23 protein-coding genes are annotated in these 21,204 nt (G+C 76.1%); 12 read left to right on the top strand and 11 right to left on the bottom strand.

Features of this window, described 5'->3' with window-relative positions; translation table 11 throughout:
- Window positions 1-10: 10 nt before the first annotated feature.
- The 5 genes from IE305_RS26255 to IE305_RS26235 all read right to left on the bottom strand — a co-directional run bounded on the left by IE305_RS26255 (window position 11) and on the right by IE305_RS26235 (window position 4,992).
- Window positions 11-1,156, bottom strand: coding sequence for a PP2C family protein-serine/threonine phosphatase (locus IE305_RS26255; protein ID WP_190132243.1), 1,146 nt, complete (start codon window positions 1,154-1,156; stop codon window positions 11-13).
- 81 nt (window positions 1,157-1,237) lie between these two features.
- Window positions 1,238-1,507 carry a hypothetical protein gene (locus IE305_RS26250; protein ID WP_190132242.1) on the bottom strand — a complete coding sequence of 90 codons (270 nt, stop codon included), beginning with the start codon at window positions 1,505-1,507 and terminating at the stop codon, window positions 1,238-1,240.
- Window positions 1,504-1,782: a hypothetical protein gene (locus tag IE305_RS26245; RefSeq protein ID WP_190132241.1), complete on the bottom strand. Its 279-nt coding sequence runs from the start codon at window positions 1,780-1,782 to the stop codon at window positions 1,504-1,506. The genes IE305_RS26250 and IE305_RS26245 overlap by 4 nt, the downstream gene beginning before the upstream one ends.
- A complete protein-coding gene (locus IE305_RS26240; RefSeq protein ID WP_190132240.1) occupies window positions 1,779-2,054 on the bottom strand; it encodes a hypothetical protein in 276 nt (91 codons plus the stop codon). Before IE305_RS26240 ends, IE305_RS26245 begins: the two co-directional genes overlap by 4 nt.
- A 37-nt stretch (window positions 2,055-2,091) precedes the next feature.
- Window positions 2,092-4,992: an MMPL family transporter gene (locus IE305_RS26235; RefSeq protein ID WP_190132239.1), complete on the bottom strand. Its 2,901-nt coding sequence runs from the start codon at window positions 4,990-4,992 to the stop codon at window positions 2,092-2,094.
- Between the two features lie 146 nt (window positions 4,993-5,138).
- Here IE305_RS26235 and IE305_RS26230 point away from each other — a divergent pair, with 146 nt between their 5' ends.
- On the top strand, window positions 5,139-5,990 hold the full coding sequence (locus IE305_RS26230; protein WP_190132238.1) for a maleylpyruvate isomerase N-terminal domain-containing protein: 852 nt from the start codon (window positions 5,139-5,141) through the stop codon (window positions 5,988-5,990).
- Between the two features lie 190 nt (window positions 5,991-6,180).
- Window positions 6,181-8,238, top strand: coding sequence for a phosphocholine-specific phospholipase C (locus IE305_RS26225; RefSeq protein ID WP_190132237.1), 2,058 nt, complete (start codon window positions 6,181-6,183; stop codon window positions 8,236-8,238).
- A 70-nt stretch (window positions 8,239-8,308) separates the two neighbouring features.
- On the opposite strand, the gene IE305_RS26220 is transcribed toward IE305_RS26225, so the two are convergent.
- Both IE305_RS26220 and hemA read right to left on the bottom strand, forming a co-directional pair.
- Window positions 8,309-9,544, bottom strand: a complete 1,236-nt coding sequence (locus IE305_RS26220; RefSeq protein WP_229891547.1) for an MFS transporter — start codon at window positions 9,542-9,544, stop codon at window positions 8,309-8,311.
- Window positions 9,541-10,782, bottom strand: coding sequence for a 5-aminolevulinate synthase (hemA, locus tag IE305_RS26215; protein ID WP_190132236.1), 1,242 nt, complete (start codon window positions 10,780-10,782; stop codon window positions 9,541-9,543). The genes IE305_RS26220 and hemA overlap by 4 nt, the downstream gene beginning before the upstream one ends.
- Window positions 10,783-11,199: 417 nt before the next feature.
- On the opposite strand from hemA, the gene IE305_RS26210 reads away from it, so the two are divergent.
- From IE305_RS26210 to IE305_RS26185, 6 genes are all read left to right on the top strand, one after another.
- Window positions 11,200-12,261: a glycosyltransferase family 2 protein gene (locus IE305_RS26210; RefSeq protein WP_190132235.1), complete on the top strand. Its 1,062-nt coding sequence runs from the start codon at window positions 11,200-11,202 to the stop codon at window positions 12,259-12,261.
- A 282-nt stretch (window positions 12,262-12,543) separates the two neighbouring features.
- Entirely contained in the window at window positions 12,544-13,533 is a 990-nt protein-coding gene (locus IE305_RS26205; protein WP_229891545.1) for a glycosyltransferase family 9 protein, read from the top strand.
- Window positions 13,530-14,438, top strand: coding sequence for a glycosyltransferase family 2 protein (locus IE305_RS26200; protein ID WP_190132234.1), 909 nt, complete (start codon window positions 13,530-13,532; stop codon window positions 14,436-14,438). Before IE305_RS26205 ends, IE305_RS26200 begins: the two co-directional genes overlap by 4 nt.
- Window positions 14,435-15,331 (top strand): glycosyltransferase family 2 protein, encoded by an 897-nt coding sequence (locus IE305_RS26195; RefSeq protein ID WP_190132233.1) that lies wholly within the window; start codon window positions 14,435-14,437, stop codon window positions 15,329-15,331. Before IE305_RS26200 ends, IE305_RS26195 begins: the two co-directional genes overlap by 4 nt.
- 194 nt (window positions 15,332-15,525) lie before the next feature.
- Window positions 15,526-15,693: a hypothetical protein gene (locus tag IE305_RS26190; protein WP_190132232.1), complete on the top strand. Its 168-nt coding sequence runs from the start codon at window positions 15,526-15,528 to the stop codon at window positions 15,691-15,693.
- A 5-nt stretch (window positions 15,694-15,698) separates the two neighbouring features.
- Entirely contained in the window at window positions 15,699-15,920 is a 222-nt protein-coding gene (locus tag IE305_RS26185) for a hypothetical protein (RefSeq protein WP_190132231.1), read from the top strand.
- Window positions 15,921-15,968: 48 nt separating this feature from the next.
- Here the strand turns inward: IE305_RS26185 and IE305_RS26180 are convergent, their stop codons facing one another.
- Genes IE305_RS26180 through IE305_RS26165 form a run of 4 tightly spaced genes read right to left on the bottom strand, consistent with a single transcriptional unit; the run spans window position 15,969 to window position 18,574 of the window.
- Window positions 15,969-16,928, bottom strand: a complete 960-nt coding sequence (locus tag IE305_RS26180; protein WP_190132230.1) for a polysaccharide pyruvyl transferase family protein — start codon at window positions 16,926-16,928, stop codon at window positions 15,969-15,971.
- A 26-nt stretch (window positions 16,929-16,954) separates the two neighbouring features.
- Window positions 16,955-17,356 carry a ChaB family protein gene (locus IE305_RS26175; protein ID WP_190132229.1) on the bottom strand — a complete coding sequence of 134 codons (402 nt, stop codon included), beginning with the start codon at window positions 17,354-17,356 and terminating at the stop codon, window positions 16,955-16,957.
- Between the two features lie 51 nt (window positions 17,357-17,407).
- The gene (locus tag IE305_RS26170; RefSeq protein WP_190132228.1) at window positions 17,408-18,370 is read right to left on the bottom strand and encodes an SDR family NAD(P)-dependent oxidoreductase; all 963 of its coding nucleotides are present in this window, start codon (window positions 18,368-18,370) and stop codon (window positions 17,408-17,410) included.
- A gap of 48 nt (window positions 18,371-18,418) precedes the next feature.
- Window positions 18,419-18,574, bottom strand: coding sequence for a DUF5670 family protein (locus IE305_RS26165; RefSeq protein ID WP_190132227.1), 156 nt, complete (start codon window positions 18,572-18,574; stop codon window positions 18,419-18,421).
- Window positions 18,575-18,737: 163 nt separating this feature from the next.
- On the opposite strand from IE305_RS26165, the gene IE305_RS26160 reads away from it, so the two are divergent.
- The 4 genes from IE305_RS26160 (at window position 18,738) to IE305_RS26145 (ending at window position 20,934) form a co-directional block, all read left to right on the top strand.
- Complete coding sequence (locus IE305_RS26160) at window positions 18,738-18,938, top strand: DUF2795 domain-containing protein (protein WP_229891544.1); 201 nt, start codon at window positions 18,738-18,740, stop codon at window positions 18,936-18,938.
- Window positions 18,939-19,098: 160 nt separating this feature from the next.
- Complete coding sequence (locus IE305_RS26155) at window positions 19,099-19,653, top strand: hypothetical protein (protein WP_190132226.1); 555 nt, start codon at window positions 19,099-19,101, stop codon at window positions 19,651-19,653.
- A gap of 164 nt (window positions 19,654-19,817) precedes the next feature.
- Window positions 19,818-20,399: a hemerythrin domain-containing protein gene (locus tag IE305_RS26150; RefSeq protein WP_190132225.1), complete on the top strand. Its 582-nt coding sequence runs from the start codon at window positions 19,818-19,820 to the stop codon at window positions 20,397-20,399.
- A gap of 112 nt (window positions 20,400-20,511) precedes the next feature.
- Complete coding sequence (locus IE305_RS26145; protein WP_190132224.1) at window positions 20,512-20,934, top strand: Hsp20/alpha crystallin family protein; 423 nt, start codon at window positions 20,512-20,514, stop codon at window positions 20,932-20,934.
- Window positions 20,935-21,204 lie beyond the last annotated feature (270 nt).

The following is a 21,204-nucleotide window of genomic DNA, read 5'->3' as shown; positions in this document are numbered from 1 at the left end:
CTGCTGCACCCTACGGCAGGACCGCCTGCCGGTCGTCGGCCGGCGCGTACCGGTGGTCCCGGCGCTCGATGGCCACCAGCGCGACGTCGTCGTCGAGCGCTCCGCCCGCGTGGGCGAGCAGGTCGTCGTGGACCCGGCCCACCAGGCGCGCCGGGTCCGTGTCGTTCCACTGCGCCAGCCGCTCGGCCAGCGGGTAGAAGGCCCCCTGCTCGTCCCGCGTCTCGACCACGCCGTCCGTGTAGAGCAGCAGCAGGCCGCCCTCCTCGTAGCGGAATGTCTCCGGCTGGTAGTCCTTCTCGGTGAGGTGACCGCTCACCCCCAGGGGCAGGGCCGGGTCCGTCACCTCCAGGGGCGTCACCGTGCCGTGGTGCAGCAGCAGGGGCGGCGGGTGGCCGCAGCTGACCAGGCGCACCACGGGCTCGTCGTCGGGGATGTCCAGCACCGCGGCGGTCACGAAGCCCTCGCCGGCCTCCGGGTCGCTCGTGAGCTCCGTGGCGTCCCAGAACACCGTGTTCTGCAGATGGGCGACGAGCCGGGCCAGCGGCGGGTGGCGGTGCGCGGCGGCCCGGAACGCCCCCAGCAGCAGCGCCGCGTCCCCCACCGCCGTCAGGCCCTTGCCGCGCACGTCGCCGATCAGGACCCGGGTGCCGCCCGGCGCGCGCACGGCCGCGTACAGGTCGCCGCCGATGCGGGCCTCGGCCTCCGCCGCCACGTACAGCGCCGCGATGCGCAGCGGCCCGATGCGCGGCGGCAGCGGGCGTAGCAGCACCTTCTGGGCGACGTCGGCGATCCAGCGGGCACGGCTCAGGGCCTGCTCGCGCCGTTCGTAGGAGGAGCGGAAGACCACGAGGAACACGCAGAGCACCACCAGCGTGCACAGCTGGGCGATGTGGTTGGCCGTGCCCACGCCGCCCAGGACCACGCCGATCACCACCTGCGCCGCGATCGCGAGGACGGCGATCAGGGCCGTGGCCCGGGGGCCGCGGAACGCCGCCGCGACCGCCGGGGCCACGACGAGGAGGGGCCCGAGGTGGATGTCGGGGCCCGTCGCGATGTCGAGGGCGGAGATCAGCACGATGAGCACGACCGGCACGGCGATCAGCGCCTGGCGGGCGCGCCAGGGGTGCCGGGGCTGTGCGGGCGGACGGTCGGGCATGGTTCCTGCTTACCCGGCCGTCGCGCGTGTCGCCTGCGCAGCGCGTCCCCCGGAGGCCGTCCCCCGGGGACCGCGCGGCCGTCAGGGGATGATACGGATCACGGTGATCATCGGCGGGTCGATGCCCGGGGCGTCCGACACCAGGTAGCGGACCGTGGCCCAGCCGCCGGCGAGCGCCACCCGGTCCCAGCGGCCGCCGCCCAGCGGCCGCTCCATGGACGTGCCGCCGTGCGGGTCGGGGGTGATCTCCGCGTCGATGGCGGCGGTGACCTCGTCGGCCAGCAGCTGGCCCAGCTTGATGAGGTCCTGGTAGGCGGCCTGGGTGTACGTGATCCGGTAGGCGCGGCTCACCCGGCGGCGCCTTCCCGGCGGTACCACTCCAGGGAGTGCGCCTCGAGGGTGCCGTCGATGGCGTTCCGCACCTGGTCGTCGCCGGCGGGGTCGGCGGCCTCCATCGCGATGCCGCTCCACAGCGCGAGGACGTGCGCCCGCGTGTCGAGCGTCGCGGCGGCCAGCGCCTCGTCGAACTCGGCGCGCATGCCGGCGGGCAGGGCCCGGCGGATCTCGGCCGCGCTCCTCGGCCGGTCCGGCCGGCCGAAGGGCTGCTCGGCGGGCTGGGCGCTCACGCCGCCTCCTTCCTGCTGCTGCGGCGCTCGTCCTGGGCGGCCTTGATCCGCTCCAGCCAGCCGGGGCGCCGGTCCTCGACCAGACGGGCGAGGTACGTCCGCGAGATCCCGGCCTGACGGGCGACGGCGGAGAGGTAACCGTACTCGGTCAGCGCCCGGTCGGTGAGCGCCTCGCCGACGGCCGCCTCCAGGAGGGCGGCCTTGTCGCGCTCGGCGGTCTCGGCGGATCTCTTCGCGCGCCGGGCCAGGGCGGCGAGGTCGGTGGCGGTCATGGCGCCAGCATCGCAGCCACGTCACCGGGTTGCAAACTCACTTTGCTACTGGGTTTGCAACTTTGTTGTGAGTGGAGGGAGTGCCGGCCGGCTCCCCGCCGGCCCTGCGGCGCCCGGCGGGCCACCAGTTGGCGTTGCCGGCGAGGGACATGATGGCGGGCACCAGGAGGGCACGGACCAGGGTGCAGTCCAGGGCCACCGCCACGGCCAGCCCGAAGCCGATGACCTGAAGCATGATCAGGTCGCAGGCGGCGAGGGACATCATCACGACTGCGAACACCAGTGCGGCGGAGGTGAAGAGCCGCGCGGTGCGCTGCAGACCCGTGGCCACGGCGATCCGGGTGGGCGTGCCGCGCCGGTGCTCCTCCAGGATGCGGGAGAGCAGGAAGACCTCGTAGTCCATGGACAGGCCGAACGCCGTGCAGAACATCACGGCGGGGATCGTGACGTCGGTGATGTGCGGGCCGCGCAGCGGGCCGAGGACCGCCTCCAGCCAGTGGTTCTGGAAGACGGCGACGACGATGCCGAACGTGGCGGCCAGGCTCAGCCCGTTGAGCGCGACGGCCTTGAGGGGGACGAGCAGGCTGCGCGTGTAGAGGAAGAGCAGGGCGAGCGTGGCGGCCACGGTCAGCGCGATGGCGGCGGGCAGCCGGCCGCCGAGCGCCTGCTCGGTGTCGGTCATCCGCGCCCCGGGCCCGCCCACGAGCGCCCGCCCCGGTGCTGGGACGCCGCGCAACCGCTCGGTCAGGGCCCGTCCGTCCGGCGAGAGGGGCGGGGCGTCCGGCGTGACGCTCAGCCACGTCCCGGCCTCCCCGGTGAACCCGGCCCCCCACGCCCCCGCCGCCGCGGTCCGCCGCCCGTGGTCGTACAGCCCCGTCGCGGTCTGCACCTGCCGCACCCCCGGTACGCGGGACAGCCGCACGGCATAGGCGTCGACGGCGACCACGGCCGCGGGTACGCGCTCCACGACGCGGGGCGCGGAGCGGTGGGCCCGGGCGCGGGGCGCGGGGGAGGGGCCGGCGGCGTCGTGGGCGGGCGGCAGGAGGGCGACGGCGGCACGCCCCGGGCGGCCGCCCACCGCCGTGCCGAGGCCCAGCGGCCGGCGGGCCCCCGGCAGCCACAGGTCCGCGTGGAGCGACAGCGGCGCGCGGCCCGCGCGCGTCTGCGGGTGCACGTGCGAGCCCGGCCCGCCGTCGTCGTCCCGAAGCCGCTCGTCGTCGGTGCCGTAGGACGGCGACGCGGCCGGCGTCCGCCGGGCCGGTGACGGCTGCGGCTTCGTCTTCGGTTTCGCCGAGCCCGAGCCCGAGCGTGACCCCGAGCCCGTACGGGGGTGGTGGGCCGGCCAGGTGTGGTGTCCGGCCCTGCCCCTGCGGTGGTGGACGGCCGTCCCTCTCGACGACGGCCGGCTGCCCCGTACGCCCGTCGTGGTCCGCGCGGCGTCGTGGCCCGGTTCCGCCCTGCGGCCGTCCGTGGCGCCCGGCCGGCTCCGGGCGGACGGCGGCTCCGCCGTACTGCCCTCCGGCGGGGACGGCCGCAGCATTCCCGCCGGCACCCGTGAGCCGCCCGCGGCGCCGCCGCCCCGCAGGCGCAGCCCCGCCAGCGGGCCGAGCCGGACGTCCGGGAGGACCACCATGGCCGCGTCCTGCGATTCCGTGCCGAAGTCGGCGCGCAGCCGGCGGTGCGCCTCGGCGACCGGTGACGAGTCGGGCAGCACCCGCTCGTCGTACATCCCGAAGCGCGCCCCCGCCCCCGGGGCCGCCAGCAGGCCCAGCAGGGCGAGCGTGCCCAGCGCCACGGCGGCCGGACGGCGCGTCACCCACAGGGCCAGGCGGTACCAGCGGCCCTCGTGCACGGGCCGGGCGGCGCCGCGGCGCCAGCGGGCGAAGACGTCCCAGCGGTTGATGTGCGCACCGAGCAGCACCAGCAGGGCCGGCAGGAGCAGCAGCGCGCCCGCGGCCGAACAGAGGGAGACCGCCGCGCCGCCCAGCGCCAGGGAGCGGGTCAGCGGCAGCGGGAAGACCAGGAGGGCGCCCAGCGCCGCCGCCACCGTCGTCGCCGAGAAGGCCACCGCACGGCCGGCGCTGCGCACCGTACTGCGGGCGGCGGCCGGGGGAGTGAGGCCGCGCGCGAGCTCCTCGCGATAGCGGCTCACCATCAGCAGGCAGTAGTCGACGGCCAATCCGAAGCCCAGCGCGGTCGCGATGTTCAGCACGAACACCGAGACCGTCGTCACCTCGCTCATCAGCCGCAGCAGCGCCGTCGTGGTGACGACCGCGAACGCGCCCACGACCACGGGCAGCAGCGCGGCCACCACGCTCCCGAAGACCCAGAGCATGATGAGCAGCACGAGCGGCGCGATGACGAGCTCGGCGACCGTGGCGCCCTCGGTGCCGAGCCGCTCCATCTCGGTGTACAGCGGCCCTTCCCCGGCGGCCGCGACGGTCAGTACGCCGCCGTGGGCCGTCTCGCGCGCGGCGACGGCCTTGCTGGCCGCGAGCACCGCGCGTTCGTCGCCGGCGAAGCGGATGCCGACGACGGCGCTGTGCCCGTCGTGGCCGCGGAGCGAGGCGTCCCGGTGCGGCCAGTAGCCGCGCACCCAGGTCGTGCGGGGGTCGGCGGCCAGACGGTCGGTCAGTTCCCGGCCGGCGCGGGCCACGGCCGGGTCGTCGACCGGCCGGTCCGCGCGGGCCAGCAGCACCAGCTGCGGCTGGCCGGCGCCGAAGCGGGAGGCCAGCAGGGTCTCGGCCCGGGTGGACTGCGCCCCGGCCGGCGTCCAGCCGCCGGGCGCCAGGCGGCCGGCCACGTCGTGCCCGCCGGCCGCGGCCACCAGGGCGACGAGGAGGAGCGCGGCGAGGACGCCGAGCGCCCGGCGGGGGGTGCCGGGCACGCCGCGTGCGAGGAGGAGGCGCAGGGGCCGGTGCTGAGGCAAGAGGCGCACGGGCCCACAGTAATCAGCAAAACCGACAATGCGTACATCTGTCGCTTCCTGGGCGTGCCGTGGCGCCGCGCCGGACCCTCGCCCCTAGGGTGGAGCAGAGGCCGGCCGGGCCGGCGACGGCGGACGACGGCAGGGAGCAGCCCCGCATGACACCCCTCGGACACGCCCGGTACTGCGACGAACTCCAGCAGCAGACCGCCCAGCTGACGGCCCTTGTGCGGGACGCCGCCCCCGGGCTGCCGGTGCCCACCTGCCCCGGCTGGACCGTCGCCGGCCTGCTCCGCCACATCGGCGGCAACCTCCTCGCGGTCGGCACCGCCGTGCGCACGGGCATGCCCGTGGACGACCCGGAGGCCCAGGTGGACGGCCTGGCCGGGCCGGAGGGTGACGAAGAGTCCGGCGAAGGGGCCGGCGAAGAGGGTGCCGACGCCGGCACGCCCGCGCTGTGCGCCTGGGTGCGCGGTGCCGCGGAGGCCGCCGCCGAGATCCTGCGCGCGGCCGGCCCCGTCGCCGAGGCGCAGGTGTGGGGGATGCGGCAGACGACGGGTGCCTGGGCCCGCCGGGCCGCCCACGACGTGGTGGTGCACCGGGCCGACGCCGCCGCGGCCGTCGGTGCCGAGTACACCGTCGCGCCGGAGGTGGCCGCCGACGCCGTCGAGGAGTTCCTCGACCTGATGGGCGGCCCCGGCATGGCGCCCCGCCTCGCCGAACCCTACGGCGGCCCCGGCGCCGGCCGGCTCCGGTGGCGCGCCACGGACACCGGCTCCGGCACGGACACCGGCGGGGCGGCCGACTGGACGGTCGAGCTGTGCGACGCCGGCTTCCGCTGGCACCGGACCGGCGGCCGGCCCGGCACCCCCGACGTGGAGGTGAGCGGCGACCTCGCCGACGTGCTCCGCGTCCTGTACCGCCGGCTGCCGCCCGGCGACGAGCGGGTGACGGTGACGGGCGACGCGGCGCTTCTCGGCCACTGGCTGGACCGGGTCTCGCTCGGCTGAACCCGGCCGGGCACTCTCTCGCGCAGAGCAGCTGACGGACCATCAGGTGGAAACCGGTCCTCCGTCCACCTGTTCGCCCCGCGTACCCCGCCGCGTCACTCCGGCGACATCACGCCTTCCCGGACGCTCGGTGGGCTTGGAACGCTGCTGACCCCAGTCGCGACTCCCACCCACGAGGACCCCGAGACCCATGGCTGAACTCAACAGACGGCGCTTCCTCCAGGTCGCCGGAGCGACCGCGGCCCTCACCGCGCTCTCGTCGAGCATCGAGCGGGCCGCCGCCATCCCCGCCCGGCGCTCGTCCGGCACCCTCCGGGACATCGAGCACATCGTCGTGCTGATGCAGGAGAACCGCTCCTTCGACCACTACTTCGGCTCCCTCCGGGGCGTGCGGGGCTTCGGCGACCCCCGGCCCGTGACCCTGCCGGGCGGCAAGTCCGTCTGGCACCAGTCCGACGGCAGCAAGGACGTCCTCCCGTACCGCCCCGAGGCCGAGGACCTCGGCATGCGCTTCATCGCCGGCCTCAACCACGACTGGTCCGGCGGCCACAAGGCCTGGAACCAGGGCCGCTACGACCGGTGGATCCCCGCCAAGGGCACCGGCACCATGGCCCACCTCACGCGCGAGGACATCCCGTTCCACTACGCCCTCGCCGACGCCTTCACCGTCTGCGACGCGTACCACTGCTCCTTCATCGGCGCCACCGACCCCAACCGCTACTACCTGTGGACGGGGCACACCGGCAACGACGGCAAGGGCGGCGGCCCGGTCCTCGGCAACGAGGAGGCGGGCTACTCCTGGACCACCTACCCCGAGCGGCTGGAGGCGGCCGGGGTGTCGTGGAAGATCTACCAGGACGTCGGCGACGGCCTGGACGCCGCCGGCTCGTGGGGCTGGACCAAGGACCCCTACCGCGGCAACTACGGCGACAACTCTCTCCTGTACTTCGAGCGTTACCGCAACGCCAAGCCCGGCGACCCCTTCTACGAGAAGGCCCGCACCGGCACCGACGTCAAGAAGGGCGGCGGCTACTTCGACGTCCTGGAGGCCGACGTCCGTGCCGGCAGACTGCCGCAGGTCTCCTGGATCGCCGCGCCCGAGGCGTTCTCCGAGCACCCCAACTGGCCGGTCAACTACGGCGCCTGGTACATCTCCAAGGTCCTCGACGCCCTGACCTCCGACCCCGAGGTGTGGAGCCGCACGGCGCTGTTCATCACCTACGACGAGAACGACGGCTACTTCGACCACGTCGTTCCGCCCTTCCCGCCGGCCTCCGCGAACCAGGGCCTGTCGACCGTGAGCACCGCGCTCGACCAGTTCGGCGGCAACGCCCACTACGCGGCCGGCCCCTACGGGCTCGGGCAGCGCGTCCCCATGATCGTCGTCTCGCCCTGGAGCACCGGCGGCTACGTCTGCTCGGAGGTCTTCGACCACACCTCCGTCATCCGGTTCATGGAACGCCGCTTCGGCGTCACCGAGCCCAACATCTCGCCCTGGCGCCGCGCCATCTGCGGTGACCTCACCTCCGCCTTCGACTTCTCCCTCAGCCGGCCGGAACCCGCCGAGCTGCCCGACACCGGCCGGTACGCACCGCCGGACCGCGAGCGCCACCCCGACTTCGTGCCCCGGCCGCCCGCCGACCCGGCCATGCCCCGGCAGGAGCCCGGCTCCCGGCCCACCCGCCCGCTGCCGTACGCCCCCTTCGTCGACGGCACGGCCACGCCCGCCACCGGCCGCTTCACACTGACCTTCAGCGCCGGCCCGTCCGCCGGCGCCTGCTTCCTCGTCACCTCGGGCAACCGCACCGACGGCCCCTGGACCTACACCACCGAGGCCGGCAAGACGCTCTCCGACACCTGGAACACGGCCTACTCCGGCGGCGTCTACGACCTGACCGTGCACGGCCCCAACGGCTTCCTGCGCACCTTCCGCGGCTCCGGCAGGACACCCGGCCCCGAGGTCACCGCGCGCCACGAGGCCCGCACCGGCGCCCTCACCCTGACCCTGGGCAACACCGGCCGCTCGGCCTGCCGGCTCACCATGGCCGACGCGTACGACGGCACGCACCGCACCGTCACGGTGCCGCCGGGCGGGCGGTCGGTGCGCACGGTGACCCTCCACGCCGGCAAGCGCTGGTACGACCTGACGGTGACCTGCGAGGGCGACGCGAGCTTCCTGCGCCGCCTCGCCGGGCACGTCGAGACCGGCGCCACGGGCGTGAGCGACCCGGCTCTCGCCACGCGGTGACCGGCCACTGAGCAGCGGGTGACCGCCCGTGCGCGGGGCCGGCCGGGGGCTCCCGCGCACGGGCGGCGGCTCACCGCGGCCCCTGCCGCCGGGCGTTGAGGCGCGCGGCCGTCGCCGACAGGGCGGCGGCCGCGACGCCCAGCCCCGCCGTGACGGCGACGAACGCCGGGCCGGCCGGCTGCCACGGGCTCAGCGCCGTGGTGCCCACCGCCACCCCCAGGTGGTCCAGCGTCCCGTTCCACGCCACCACGCTCGCCCGGTGGGCGGGCGCGGCCCCGCCCAGGTATGTCTGCTGCGTGGTGTAGAACGCGCCCCCGGCCACGAACCACACGAACAGCGCGGCCAGCGCCGGCGCCAGCTGCGAGGCGGCGAGCGTGACGACGGCGGCGGCCACGAACAGCAGGGCCAGGACGGCCGACAGGCCGTTCTCGTCGCGGCCGCTCCCGCGCACCCGGTCCACGGTCCGGCCGGCGAGCAGCGAGCCCGTCAGCGACCCCGCCCCCACCAGCAGCCCGACCAGGCCCAGTTGCCCGGCGCCGAGCCCGAAGCGCTCGGCGAACAGCGCCCCGACGAAGGTGTACGCGCCCAGCCGCCCGGCCTGCAGGAGCCCCGTCGACAGCAGCGGCAGCGCCACCCGCCGGTCCCGCCAGACGGTGAACCCGGCGGTCACCCGGCCCTTCCGCGGCGCGGGCCGGGGCCCGCGCAGCCGCCAGGCCACGAGGACGACGACCGGCGCCAGCCCCGCGGCGAGGGCCGCGAACGCCCACGGCCAGCCGCCCGTCCCGGCGAGCAGCCCGCCCAGGGGCACGCCCAGCACCTGCCCGAGCGCGTAGCAGGCGACCCCGCCCGCCACGGCCCGGCCGCGCTGCGCGGGCGCCGCGGCCTCGGCGAAGTAGGCCCACATCGCCGGTGCCGCCGTGGCGCCGCCGAGCCCGGTGAGGGCGCGGGCGGCGGTGAGTGCGTCCAGGCTGCCGGCCGTGGCGCACAGGACGTTGCCGCACAGGAACAGCACCCCGCCCGCCGCGACGGGCACCCGGCGCGGGAACCGGTCGGACACGCCGCCCACCAGGGGCGCGGCGATCGCGTACGTCAGCACGTACGCGGTGACGACCCGGGCCGCCGCGCCGGTGTCCACCCGCAGGTCCGCGGCGATGGTGGGCAGCAGCGGGGACACCAGGAAGGTCTCGGCGCCCATGAGGAACAGGAAGGCGTACAGCAGGGCGCAGCGGGCCCACGGGGTGGCCCGCCGGCCGTCCTCCGTCGTGCGGGGGAGGACGGCCGGCGGGACGGGGCCGGGCCTGCTCACGCCGGCTCCGCGACGCGGACGGCCGCCTTCGTGCGGGGCAGGCCGAGCGCACGCCACTCGCGGTCCAGGACGTCCGCGAAGTGGTGGACGTCGGCGGGCCGGTGGACGGGCGAGGGGTTGATGCGCAGCCGCTCGGTGCCGCGGGCGACGCTGGGGTGGTTGATGGGCTGGGCGTACAGGCCGTGCCGTTCCAGCAGGACGTGGGCCAGGCGGCGGCACTGGTGGGCGTCGCCGACGAGGACGGGGACGATGTGGCTCTCCTCGCTCACCAGAGGGATGCCGGCCTGCCGCAGCAGGGACTTCAGGAGCGCGGCGCGCTCGTGCAGCTGCTCGCGCTCGGTCCCGCTCGCGCGCAGGTGCCGGACGCTGGCCAGGGCACCGGCGGCCAGGGCCGGCGGCATGGACAGGGTGAAGATGAACGCCGGTGCGAGGCTGCGGACGGCGTCGACGACCGGTCCCGGCCCGGCGAGGTAGCCGCCGGCGGTGCCGTAGCCCTTGGCGAACGTGCCCATGAGGACCGTCACCTCGTCGGCGACGCCGAGCCGGGCAGCCAGCCCCGCGCCCTCGGGCCCGTACATGCCGACGGTGTGTGCCTCGTCCACGTACACCAGGGCGCCGTGCCGCTGCGCGACGGCGCACAGCTCCGCCATGGGCGCCATGTCGCCGTCCATGGAGTAGACCGACTCGAACGCGACGACCTTGGGCCGTCCGGGCCGGACCGCGCACAGCTTGCGGTTGAGGTCGGCCGGGTCGTTGTGGGCGAAGACGTGGCGCTCGGCGCCGCTGGCCCGCATCGCCATGATCATCGAGGCGTGGTTGAGCCGGTCGGAGAAGAAGGCGCAGTCCGGCAGCGTACGGCCCAGCACGTACAGGGCGGCGTCGTTGGCGGCGTACCCCGTGATGAAGACGAGGGCGCTCTCCTTGCCGTGCAGGTCGGCCATCTCGCGTTCGAGCGCCACGTGGTGCGGGGTGGTGCCGGAGATGTTGCGCGATCCGCCGGCGGCGGCGCCGGAGGCGTCGAGCACGGCCCGCATCGCGGCCAGCACGGCGGGGTGCTGGCCCATGCCGAGGTGGTCGTTGCTGCACCAGACGGTGACCTCCCGGGGGCCGTCGGGCCGGTGGTGGAGGGCGCGCGGGAAGCTCCCCGCGAGCCGCTCGATCTGGACGAAGGTGCGGTACTGGCCGGTCGTGCGGAGACCGTCGATGCGGTCGGCGAAGAAACCCGCGTAGTCGAACACTGGTGAACCCCCCGTGACGGGCGCGTCCCCCCGCGCCCTTGCCTCAAGGATCGGGCAGGGTGCACAAAACGCGCATCGCCGGAGAGGGCGGGACCAGATCCACCGAACGTGTCATTCGTCGCCCGAACGGGCGATAACCCCGCGGAGGAGGAAGGGGCACCGGAAGCCCTCCTCCAGGAGGATGCCGGACCGGGGCACGCCGTTCCGGGCTGCTGTTCCGGGCGCCGGCGACACGGAGTGACGGTGCGTCAGCGGGGTGGGGGCGGGGGTGCGCGGGCCGTCCTCCCGAGGTGTCGCGGGGCCGGGGGTGTGCCAGCCTGCTCCTGTGCCGCCGCCATAACCGGAGCGTTTGCTTCCGGCGGCGTGCGGTGGCATGCAGTGGCGTTCCGTTCGTGCTGCGGGAAGGAGCTGTCCCCGATGCGGAGTCCGGAGACCGGCGGCGAGCCCCCGGGCGGCCCCGCCCCGGCGTGGTCCCTCGTGGTGCCCGCGACGGGCCGCCGGTCGCTGGCCCGTGGCCTGGCCGCACTGGCCGCCGCGGAGGGGACGGCACCGCAGGAGATCGTCCTCGTCGACGACCGGCCCGGCGGCACCGCCTGGGCGCCGCTGCCGGTCACCGCCCTCGGCCCCCTCACCGGCCTCGCCCACGTGGCGCCCGGCACCGGCCGCGGCCGGGCGGCCGCCCGCAACACCGGCCTGCACGCCCTGCGCCGTACCCCCGACTGGGTGGTCTTCCTCGACGAGGACGTCACCGTGGCCCCCGGCTGGCGGCAGACCCTCGCCGCCGAACTCGGCCGCGCCGGCGAGGACGGCACGGTCGCGGGCGTGCGCGGCGCGGCCGACGACGGCGACATCGCCTACCGGGCCACCGCGCTGCAAGCGGCCGGCGGCTTCGACGAGCGCTTCCCCCGCGCCCCCTACGACGACGCCGACCTGGAACTCCGCCTCACGCACCACGGCTGGACCGTACGGCGCGGGGAGCGCGTGACAGCCCGTACCGCACCGCCCCCGAGCCCCTGGACCGCCCTGCGCGCCCAGGCCCGCCACGCCGACGACGCCCTGATGGCCGCCCTGCACGGCCGCACGTGGCGCGACCGCGCCCCGCTGCCCTGCGCCGGCCCCCTGCGCACCCAGGCGGCCCTCACGGCCGCCGGCGCGGCCACGCTGCTGCTCGCCCTGGGCCGGCGCCCCCGCGCCGCCACGGCCACCGCCCTGGCCTGGACGGCGGGCACCGCCGCCTACGCCCGCACGACGACGGCCCTCACGGCGTCACTGGCCCCGCCGTACGCCCTGTGGCACCGCGCCCGCGGCACCTGGCGCCACCACCACGCCCACCCCTGGCCGGGCACACCCCCGCTCCGCACCCCGCCCCGCCCCGGCCCGCCGCCCCGCACCCCGGAAGCCCCCGCGGCACCCCAGGCTGCGGCACCCCAGGGCGTCGCCGCCCCGGCGCCGCCCGGCGAGGAGGAGGGGGCGGTATGAGCAGCCGCACCAGCGGCCGGCCGCGCCCCCGAACCGCCCGGCCCGCCACCACCGGCGACGACCCCTTGCCGGGACGATCCCTTGTGAGAACGGAGGACCCCGCATGACGCCCCCCATCAGTGCCGGCCGTGACCGGCCCGGCCGCCGTACCGGGTCGCCCGGCCCCGGCAGCCGCCGGCCGTACCCCCCGCGGCCCGCCGCGCCGGGACGGCGGGGGAGGGGCGAGGAGGGCGGCCACCCGGCGCCGCGGCCCACGGCCCGCCGGACCGCAGGCGTCCGCCCGTGACCGGGGCCTGCCACCCCACCGCCCTCACCCTGACCCACCGCACGCCGGGGCAGCCGCGGCTGCTCGTCCTGCGCGCACTCGGCCTCGGGGACCTGCTGGCCGGGGTGCCCGCCCTGCGGGCGCTGCGCCGCGCCCACCCCGCGCACGAGATCGTGCTCGCCGCGCCCGAGGACCTAGCCGGGCCCGCCGCCGCCAGCCACGCCGTCGACACCCTGCTGCCCGCCTCCGCACCCCACCGGGCCGTGCCCCACGCCCTGCCCTGGGCCGCGGAGCCCCCCGACGTCGCCGTCGACCTGCACGGCAACGGGCCCCCCAGCCACCGCCTGCTCGCCGCCCTCCGGCCCCGCCTGCTGCTCGCCTTCGCCCACCCCGGCACCCCGGACGTCACCGGCCCGCCCTGGCGCCCCGACGAGCACGAACGCGACCGCTGGTGCCGCATGCTGCGCTTCTACGGCATCCCCGCCGACCCCACCGACCTCGCCCTCGACCCGCCCGTCGTGCCCTCGCCCGCCCCCGGCGCCGTCGTCCTCCACCCCGGCGCCGGCTCCGCCGCCCGCCGCTGGCCCGCCGCGCGGTACGCCGACGTGGCCCGGCGGCTCCTGGACCACGGCCGGGACGTCGTCGTCACCGGCGGCCCCGGCGAGGACGACCTGGTCGCCGACGTCACCCCGCGCGGCGCCCGCGCACTCCCCGGCGGCCTCCCCTTCCCCGTCCTGTCCGCCCTCGTGGCCTCCGCCCGCGCCGTCGTCAGCGGCGACACCGGCATCGCCCACCTCGCCGTCGCCCACGGCACGCCCAGCGTCACCCTCTTCGGACCCGTGGCTCCCTCCTTGTGGGGCCCGCCGCCCTCCCCCCGGCACCGCGCGCTGTGGCACCCGGGCCCGCCCGGCGACCCGCACGCCGCGCAGCCCGACGCACGCCTCCTGCGCATCGCCGTCGACGAGGTCCTCGACGCCCTGGCCGGCCTGGAGGCGGTGCCCGCATGACCGCCCCGGAGCACGGCCCCGAGGGCGGCATCGGCGTCGTCATCGCCACCCGCGACCGCGCCGACCGGCTCGCCACCACCCTCGACCTGCTCACCGCCCTCCCCGAGGACCCCGAGATCGTGGTCGTCGACAACGCCTCCACCGACGACACCCCCACCATGGTCCGCACCCGCTTCCCCCGCGTCCGCCTGCTGCGCCTGCCGCACAACAAGGGCGCCCTCGCCCGCACCTACGGCGTCCTGCACCTCCGTACGCCCGTCGTCGCCTTCTGCGACGACGACTCCTGGTGGGCCCCCGGCTCCCTCGCCCGTGCCGCCCGCCTCATGAGCGAACACCCCCGCCTGGGCCTGCTCGCCGCCCACACCCTCGTCGGCCCCGGCCGGCGCCCCGACCCCCTCAACGAGGTGCTGGCCGCCTCGCCGCTCGGCCGCGAACCCGACCTGCCCGGCCCCAGCGTGCTCGGCTTCCTCGCCTGCGCGGCCGTCGTCCGCCGCGAGGCGTACCTGCAGACCGGCGGCTTCCACCCCCTGCTGTTCTTCGCCGGCGAGGAGAGCCTCCTCGCCTACGACCTGGCCGCCCGCGGCTGGGGCGTCGTCCACTGCCCCGACGTGGTCGCCCACCACCACCCCGCCGCCGCCCGCCCCCGCCCCGGCCGCCGCACCCGCGAGGCCCGCAACGAACTGCTCACCGTCTGGCTGCGCCGCCCCCTCCCCGTCGCCCTCCGCCGCACGCTCGCGCTCGCCGCGACGGCCCGCCACGACCCCGACGCGCGCGCGGCCCTCGCCGAGACCCTCGCCCGCCTGCCGGCCGCCCTGGCGCACCGCCGCACCCTGCCGCCCGAACTCGAGGCCGACCTGCGGCTGCTGGAACGCCCCGCCCCGGACGGACCGCCGAGGCGGCCTTGACCGACGACCGGACGACCGTCGTCGTCATCACCCACAACCGCCGCGACGAACTGCTGCGCACCCTCGGCCACCTCGCCGCACTCCCCGAACGGCCCCCCGTCGTCATCACCGACAACGCCTCCACCGACGGCACCGCCGAAGCCGTCGCCCACCACCACCCCGGCATGCGGCTGCTGCGCTCCACCCGCAACCTCGGCGCCACCGGCCGCAACCTCGCCGTACGGCACGTCCGTACGCCCTACGTGGCGTTCTGCGACGACGACTCCTGGTGGGCCCCCGGCTCCCTCGCCCACGCCGCCGACCTCCTCGACCGGCACGACGCGCTCGCCTCCGTCACCGCCCGCATCGTCGTCGAACCCGACGGCACCGAGGACCCCATCGTCGCCGAACTGCGCGACTCGCCCCTCACCGGACCGCCCTGGCTGCCCGGCCCCGCCCTCGGCTCCTTCCTCGCCGCCGCCAGCGTCCAGCGCACCACCGCCTTCCGGCAGGCCGGCGGCTTCTCGCACCGGCTCTGGCTCGGCGGCGAGGAGGAACTCCTCGCCCTCGACCTCGTGGCCGCCGGCTGGTGGCTCGCGTACGTCGAGGACCTCACCGTCCACCACGCACCGTCACCCCACCGCGACGCACGGCTGCGCCGCATCCACGGCATCCGCAACACCCTGTGGTGCACCTGGCTGCGCCGCTCCGCGCCCGCCGCCTGGCGCCGCACCGCGCACCTGGTCCGCACCGTGCCGCGCGACGCCGCCTCCGTCCGCGCCTTCGGGCTCGCCCTCGCCGGCCTGCCCTGGGTGCTGCGCGAACGGCGCGTGATGCCCCCGCACATCGAACGCCAACTGCTCGCCCTCGACCGCGCCCAGCGCCTCTCGACGGCCCGCCGCTACGTCGGCTGAGGCGGCGCCCCAGGGCCCTCCCGCCCGCCGCGCCGGTCCGCCGAGTGCCGCCTACGCTGGGGGGAAGAAGGTTTCTCCCCAGCCCCCAGCGATCACTCGCGAAGGACCCGATGACGTAGGCATCCCCGCCCGGGGTCCGGGCAAGCGCCTGGAACGGACAGATCCGGCAGTACCGGGGAAGGAGCGGCTCTGACATGGAGCGCAGCAGCAAGCACAGCCCCAAGAAGGACGACGAGCTGAAGCGTGCGGTGCGGCACCAGGCCCGCACGGGCCGCATGACGCGGTCGCAGGAGTGGCGCGATCCCGAGGCGCTGGAGCGCGACGAGGACTCGCCCCGCAAGCAGCGGCCCCCGGAGGAGTGAGAGCGATGACCAAGCAGTCGGCCGCCCGGCAGGCGCCCCCGGTCCTCGTGCACCCCCTGATGGAGGGCATGCGCCTGGTGAAGATCCACGGCCAGTCGGTGGGCAAGGCCCGGTCGCTGGAGGACCTGAAGAGCTTCCTGGCCCAGTCGGGTCTGCGGGACGTGGACGTCGACAACCCGGCCCTCGTCGAATGGCACGGCGGCGGCAGCGGCGTCTGGAACGTCTGACCTACGGCTGTCGCCGCGCCGGGGGCCTGCCGCCCCCGGCGCGGCGCGTCACCCCGCGGCGCCCGCCCGTGACGGGAACCCGTCCAGCAGCGCCGCCGGCAGCCCGCCCGCCAGGTCCCCGTACGCGCCCTCGCCCATGCGGGCCCGCACCCATGCCGCGCGGGCCCGGCCCGCCGGGGAGCAGCACCACGTCCACCAGCGGCCGAGCTCCGCGCCGGTGACCCGCCCGGCCGGCACCACCGCAGGCCAAGCTAGCGCCGCTGCCTGGGCAGCCACCTTCGCGCCGCCGTCCACCGGGTCGACCGCGAGCACCGGCAGCCCGGCCCGCAGGCCCAGCACCAGCCCGTGCAGCCGCGTCGTCACCACGGCGTCCACCCGCCGCAGCACCGCGGCCACCTCGTCGGCCGTCGCCGGCAGCCGCCAGTCCCGTACGTCCAGCCGGGTCTCCAGCGGCAGCCGGGCCGCCCGCAGCCCGCCCAGCCACCGGCCCACGGCCGCGTTCACGTCCTCGTGCCGCCGCCGGCCGGCGTACTCGCCCTGCCCGGACGTCAGAAAGACGCCGACCACGGGCAGCTGATCCGGCTCCGGCACACGCTCCGGCACATGGCAGCTCAGATCCACGGCCGGCGGAACGCCCGGCACGCCGTCACGCGCCAGCACCTCATGGAACGACGTCACCGCCGGGTCCTGCGGATCGGGCACCGACACGCCCACCGCGACGCGGTGGGCGTGCGCGAAGCGCCGGTGCAGCTCCAGCAGCGGACTCGGCCGCCCGCCACCCGGCGAGGCGCCGTGCAACGGCCCGCAGACGAAGACGAGGTGCGTGTACGCCGCCGGGTCCAGCCCGTCCAGTGCCGTCGCCCCCGGGTGCAGCCGCGGCGACCAGGCCACGTCGTGGCCGAACCCGGCCGCCGTCAGCACGTCGCAGACGTGGCCCGCCGCCAGTACGTCACCGGCGGTCGCCTCGCCGTGCACGAAGCTGAACCAGCCGGTGACCAGCACCCGCATCCGCGTGCGCCCCCTCCCGTCCGCCGTCAGCGCCGGGCCTCCTCGGTCGCCCGGTCGTTGGCCTTGCGGATGGCGTCGACGAGCTCGTCCTTCGTCATGCGGGAACGGCCCTCGACGTGCAACTCTCGGGCCACCTCCTGGAGATGCTGCTTGCTCGCGCGCGTGTCCACGCCGCCCGCCGACGCGTCGCTCGTGCCACGCGGCCGGGCGGACTGCTCGTCCGACGGGCCCTTGCGCCCGTGCTCCTTGGGCTGCCAGTGGTCACCCACCTTCTCGTGCGTGTGCTTGAGCGCGCCGTACGCCACCCGGTGGGCCCGCTCGCCCTCGCCGTACTGCTCCACGGCGGAGTCATGGGCCTTGATCCAGGTGCGCTGTGCCTTGTCGTCGGAACGCCGTACCGTCTCGGGCAGTTCCTCACGTCCGGGCATGCGGCGCTCACCTCCCGTACTTGCTTCTCGGATTCCCGTGCGTCCTGTGCGTCAGGCGGCGTGCTGGTTGTAGCGCCGGGCGGCGCGGTCGTTGAGGACGGTGAGCCGGCCGAGCACCGGCGACGCGGCCCGGCGGGCGGCGACATGCCCCGGCACCAGGCGCTGCGGCTCCTCACCGGGGCCGGGCAGCAGCCGCGCCGCCACCGACAGCACCCGGGTCGTGGTGGCGGGCGCCACCCCGTGCAGCCGGACCGCCGCCTTGGCCGGCACCGTCAGCACGAGCTCCGGCCGGCGGCGCTCGGCCGCCCGCACGATGGCCCGTGCCGCGCGTTCGGCGTCCATGGACAGCAGCGGCAGGGCGGCCGCGGTCGCGAACCACGCGTACTCCCGCTCGGCCTGCCCGCTGAAGCGCGCCGCGGTGTGCGAACCCGTGCGCATCAGCCCCGGCAGCACCGTCGTCACGCTGATGCCCTCGCGGGCCAGTTCGGCCCGCAGCCCCTCGGAGAGGCCGGCCGCGGCGAACTTCGCCGCGTCGTAGGGCAGCAGATGCGGCGCGGGGATGCGGCCGCCGATCGACGAGACGTTCACGATGCGGCCGCGGCCGCGCTCCCGCATGCCCTCCAGCGCCGCCAGGGTCAGCCGCAGCGGCGCGAAGTACATGAGCTCCATGGCGGAGCGGAAGTCGTCCTCCGTGGTGGCGCCCAGCGGGCCCACCTGGATCAGGCCGGCGTTGTTCACCAGCACGTCCAGACTGCCGAAGGCGTCCTTCGTCGCGTCCACCACGCGCCGCGCGGCATCCGGGGCGGTCAGGTCGGCCGCGACCGACGCCACCCGCCCGCCGGCCTCGCCGACGAAGCGTTCGGCCCGCGCCAGCTCCGCCGCGTCGCGGGCGCACAGCATCACCGCGCACCCGCGACGGGCGAGCTCACGGGCCGTCAGCAGGCCCAGGCCGCGCGACGATCCGGTGACCAGCGCGGCCTGGCCCTCCAGCCGGTCCTCACGGTGCACACCCATCGCACCACCTCCCGGTGCCCCGTCCTCCGGACACCACGGTCACCGCCGCTACCAGCGGTACCATCGGCCTCCGCCGGAGCGGACGAGGAAGCCCAGCAGCCAGATCACCAGCACGATCAACGCGATCCACCACAGAGCCTTGACCGCGAAGCCCACGCCGAAGAGAACCACGGCGAGCAGCAGAACCAGCAGCAGCGGCACCACAGTGATCACCTCCTGGTCGTCACATCTCCAGTGTCCACCTGCCGGGCCCCGGGCGCTCTCCGAGCGTCCCGGAACGGCGACGACCCCTCCGCGGGATGGGCCGTCCGGGTGAATCCCCGGTCTCCCCGTCATCACCCGGCGCGCCACGGGTACCCCGCGGGCCATGGCCAAAACGAACCCGATCGAGCTCCAGAAGTGCCTCAAGGGCATGGAGTACCCGGCGTCCAAGGACAACCTGGTGCAGCACGCCAAGAGCCACGGAGCGAAGAAGGACACCCTCGACGCGCTCAGCGCCATGCCGAAGAAGGACTACGACTCACCGGCGGCCGTCACCAAGGCCGCACTGAAGGAGGGCAAGCAGTAGGGCAAGCAGTCGGAGCAGGAACCAGGGCGCACCCGGCGCGCACGACGCCCCGGGTGCGCCCTGCTTTGCGGCAGGACGTGACCTGGACCATTGGCCCCCGCGGACGGGCCGACTACGCTGACGGACCGCCCCCGCACCCGCTCCCGAACGGTTCCGGTTCGTGTCCGCAGGCCCCGCAGACCTCTCCCCCCTCATAGCCGCCACCACCCGCTGGCTCACCCGCGCCTACGCCGCCCCCGGCGGCCCCCTCGGCGCCGAGCTCGCCGCCGCCCAGACCCGGCAGGCGGTCACCGTCGCCGCCTGGCTGCGCTACCCCACCGACCTCGACGCCGCCCTCGTCCTGGGCCTCGGCCCCGGCGGCTCCGCCCGCCTCGACTGGCTCGTCGGCGCCGACTGCGCCGCCCCCGACGAGGCCGGCGACGCCTGGCGCACCTGGGTCGACGAGGTCGTGGCCAGCTGGGCCGCGTGCCTCCTCGGCGACCCCGCCCTCGCCGGCGCCGCCGTCACCGGCGCCCTCGCCGCCGAGCACGCCGGCGGGCTGCCGCTGGAGTTCCGGCGCCTGACCGCGCCCGACGACAGCGACCGGCGCGCCGCGGCCCTGCTGCGCCACCCCGACCTCGTGGCCCCGGTGGCCGCCCTGCACCGCGACGCCCTGCTGGAACGGCTCGGCCCGCCGGCACCGCCGGCCGCCGGGGACCACGCCCGGGCCGCCTGACGCCCGGCCCGGCTAGGCCGGCCGGGTGGACACCGCCGCCGGTGCCGCTGTGCCGTGCCCCGGATCCGTACGGCTGGGGCAGCCTCGGAGAGGTGTGCGGACGCCACAGGAGCCGCACACTCTCCGCGCACGAGCGGACCGGTACGAGAGCGGCGGGAGCGGCCATGGCAGAGCGGGCACACGGTGGCGGGGCGGCGGACAACGACGTCGTGGCGCTGCTCAAGCGGCAGCACCAGCAGATCAAGGAACTGTTCCACGAGGCCGAGACGGCGACCGGGGACCGGCGCCGCGAGGCGTTCAACCGGCTGGTGAAACTCCTCGCCGTGCACGAGACGGCGGAGGAGGAGGTCGTCCACCCGGCCGCCCGCAGGGCCCTGGAGGCCGGCGACCGGATCGTCGACGAGCGCCTGCGCGAAGAACGCGAGGCGAAGGACGTGCTCAGCCGGCTGGACGACATGGACACCGACGACCCCGACTTCCTCCCCACGCTCCAGGCCCTGCGCGACGACGTGCTGGCCCACGCCGACTCCGAGGAGCGGCTGGAGTTCTCCCGGCTCCAGGAGAAGACCAGCCCCCGCTCCCTGGCGATGATGGCCAAGGCCGTCCGCGCCGCCGAGGCCATGGCCCCCACGCACCCCCACCCCGGCGTGGAGAGCGCCACCAAGAACATCCTGCTCGGCCCCGTCGCGTCCCTCGTGGACCGCACCCGCGACGCCATGCGCCGCACGATGGGCGGCAAGGACTGAGGGTCCGGCCACTGCCTGGGTTGAGTGGGGGGTTGTCAACTTTCCATCGCGGAGTTATATAAGAGGTGTCGGCGCATCCGCTGTCTGAACACAGACCGAGGAGGGACCGTTGATGCTGATGCGTACTGACCCCTTCCGCGAGCTCGACCGGCTGACCCAGCAGCTCCTGGGCACGCCTGCGCACCCGGCCGCCATGCCGATGGACGCGTACCGGGACGGCGACACCTTCGTCATCGAGCTCGACCTGCCCGGGGTGACCCCCGAGAGCATCGACCTGGACGTCGAGCGGAACGTGCTCACCGTCCGCGCCGAGCGCCGCCCCAGTGTCGGCGAGGGCGTCGAGACGGTGGTGGCCGAGCGGCCTGCCGGTACGTTCAGCCGCCAGGTGTTCCTGGGCGAGACGCTCGACACCGAGCGCATCGACGCCGTGTACGAGGCGGGCGTCCTCCGGCTCCGCATCCCCGTGGCCGAGCACGCCAAGCCGAGGAAGATCACCATCAGCGGCGGCGACGGCCGCAGGCAGATCAGCGGCTGACGGGGCCGACGGACCCGGTCATGCTCACCGGCCCCGGACGGGCACGCCCCGTCCGGGGCTTTTTCGCGCCGATTCTGTGATGCCGCCCATAGGGCCCGGATCACCTTGGGTGCGGGGTAGTGGAGAAGCACTTCCGTGGGCCGCCGAAATACCGGGAAGCGGCTCCTGAATGCCCATTGTTTCTGGGGTGCGGGGATAGTAGGTCACACACTTGTCGGGGGTTTTCGCCGCCGCTAACAATTACGGGGTCGCTGCGGCGCCGTGTCCGAT

Origin of the sequence: Streptomyces mashuensis, assembly GCF_014654785.1 — a bacterium.
GTDB lineage: Bacteria > Actinomycetota > Actinomycetes > Streptomycetales > Streptomycetaceae > Streptomyces > Streptomyces mashuensis.
The sequence above is the reverse complement of the archived record's forward strand: the minus strand, read 5'-3'. Positions and strand labels throughout refer to the sequence as shown.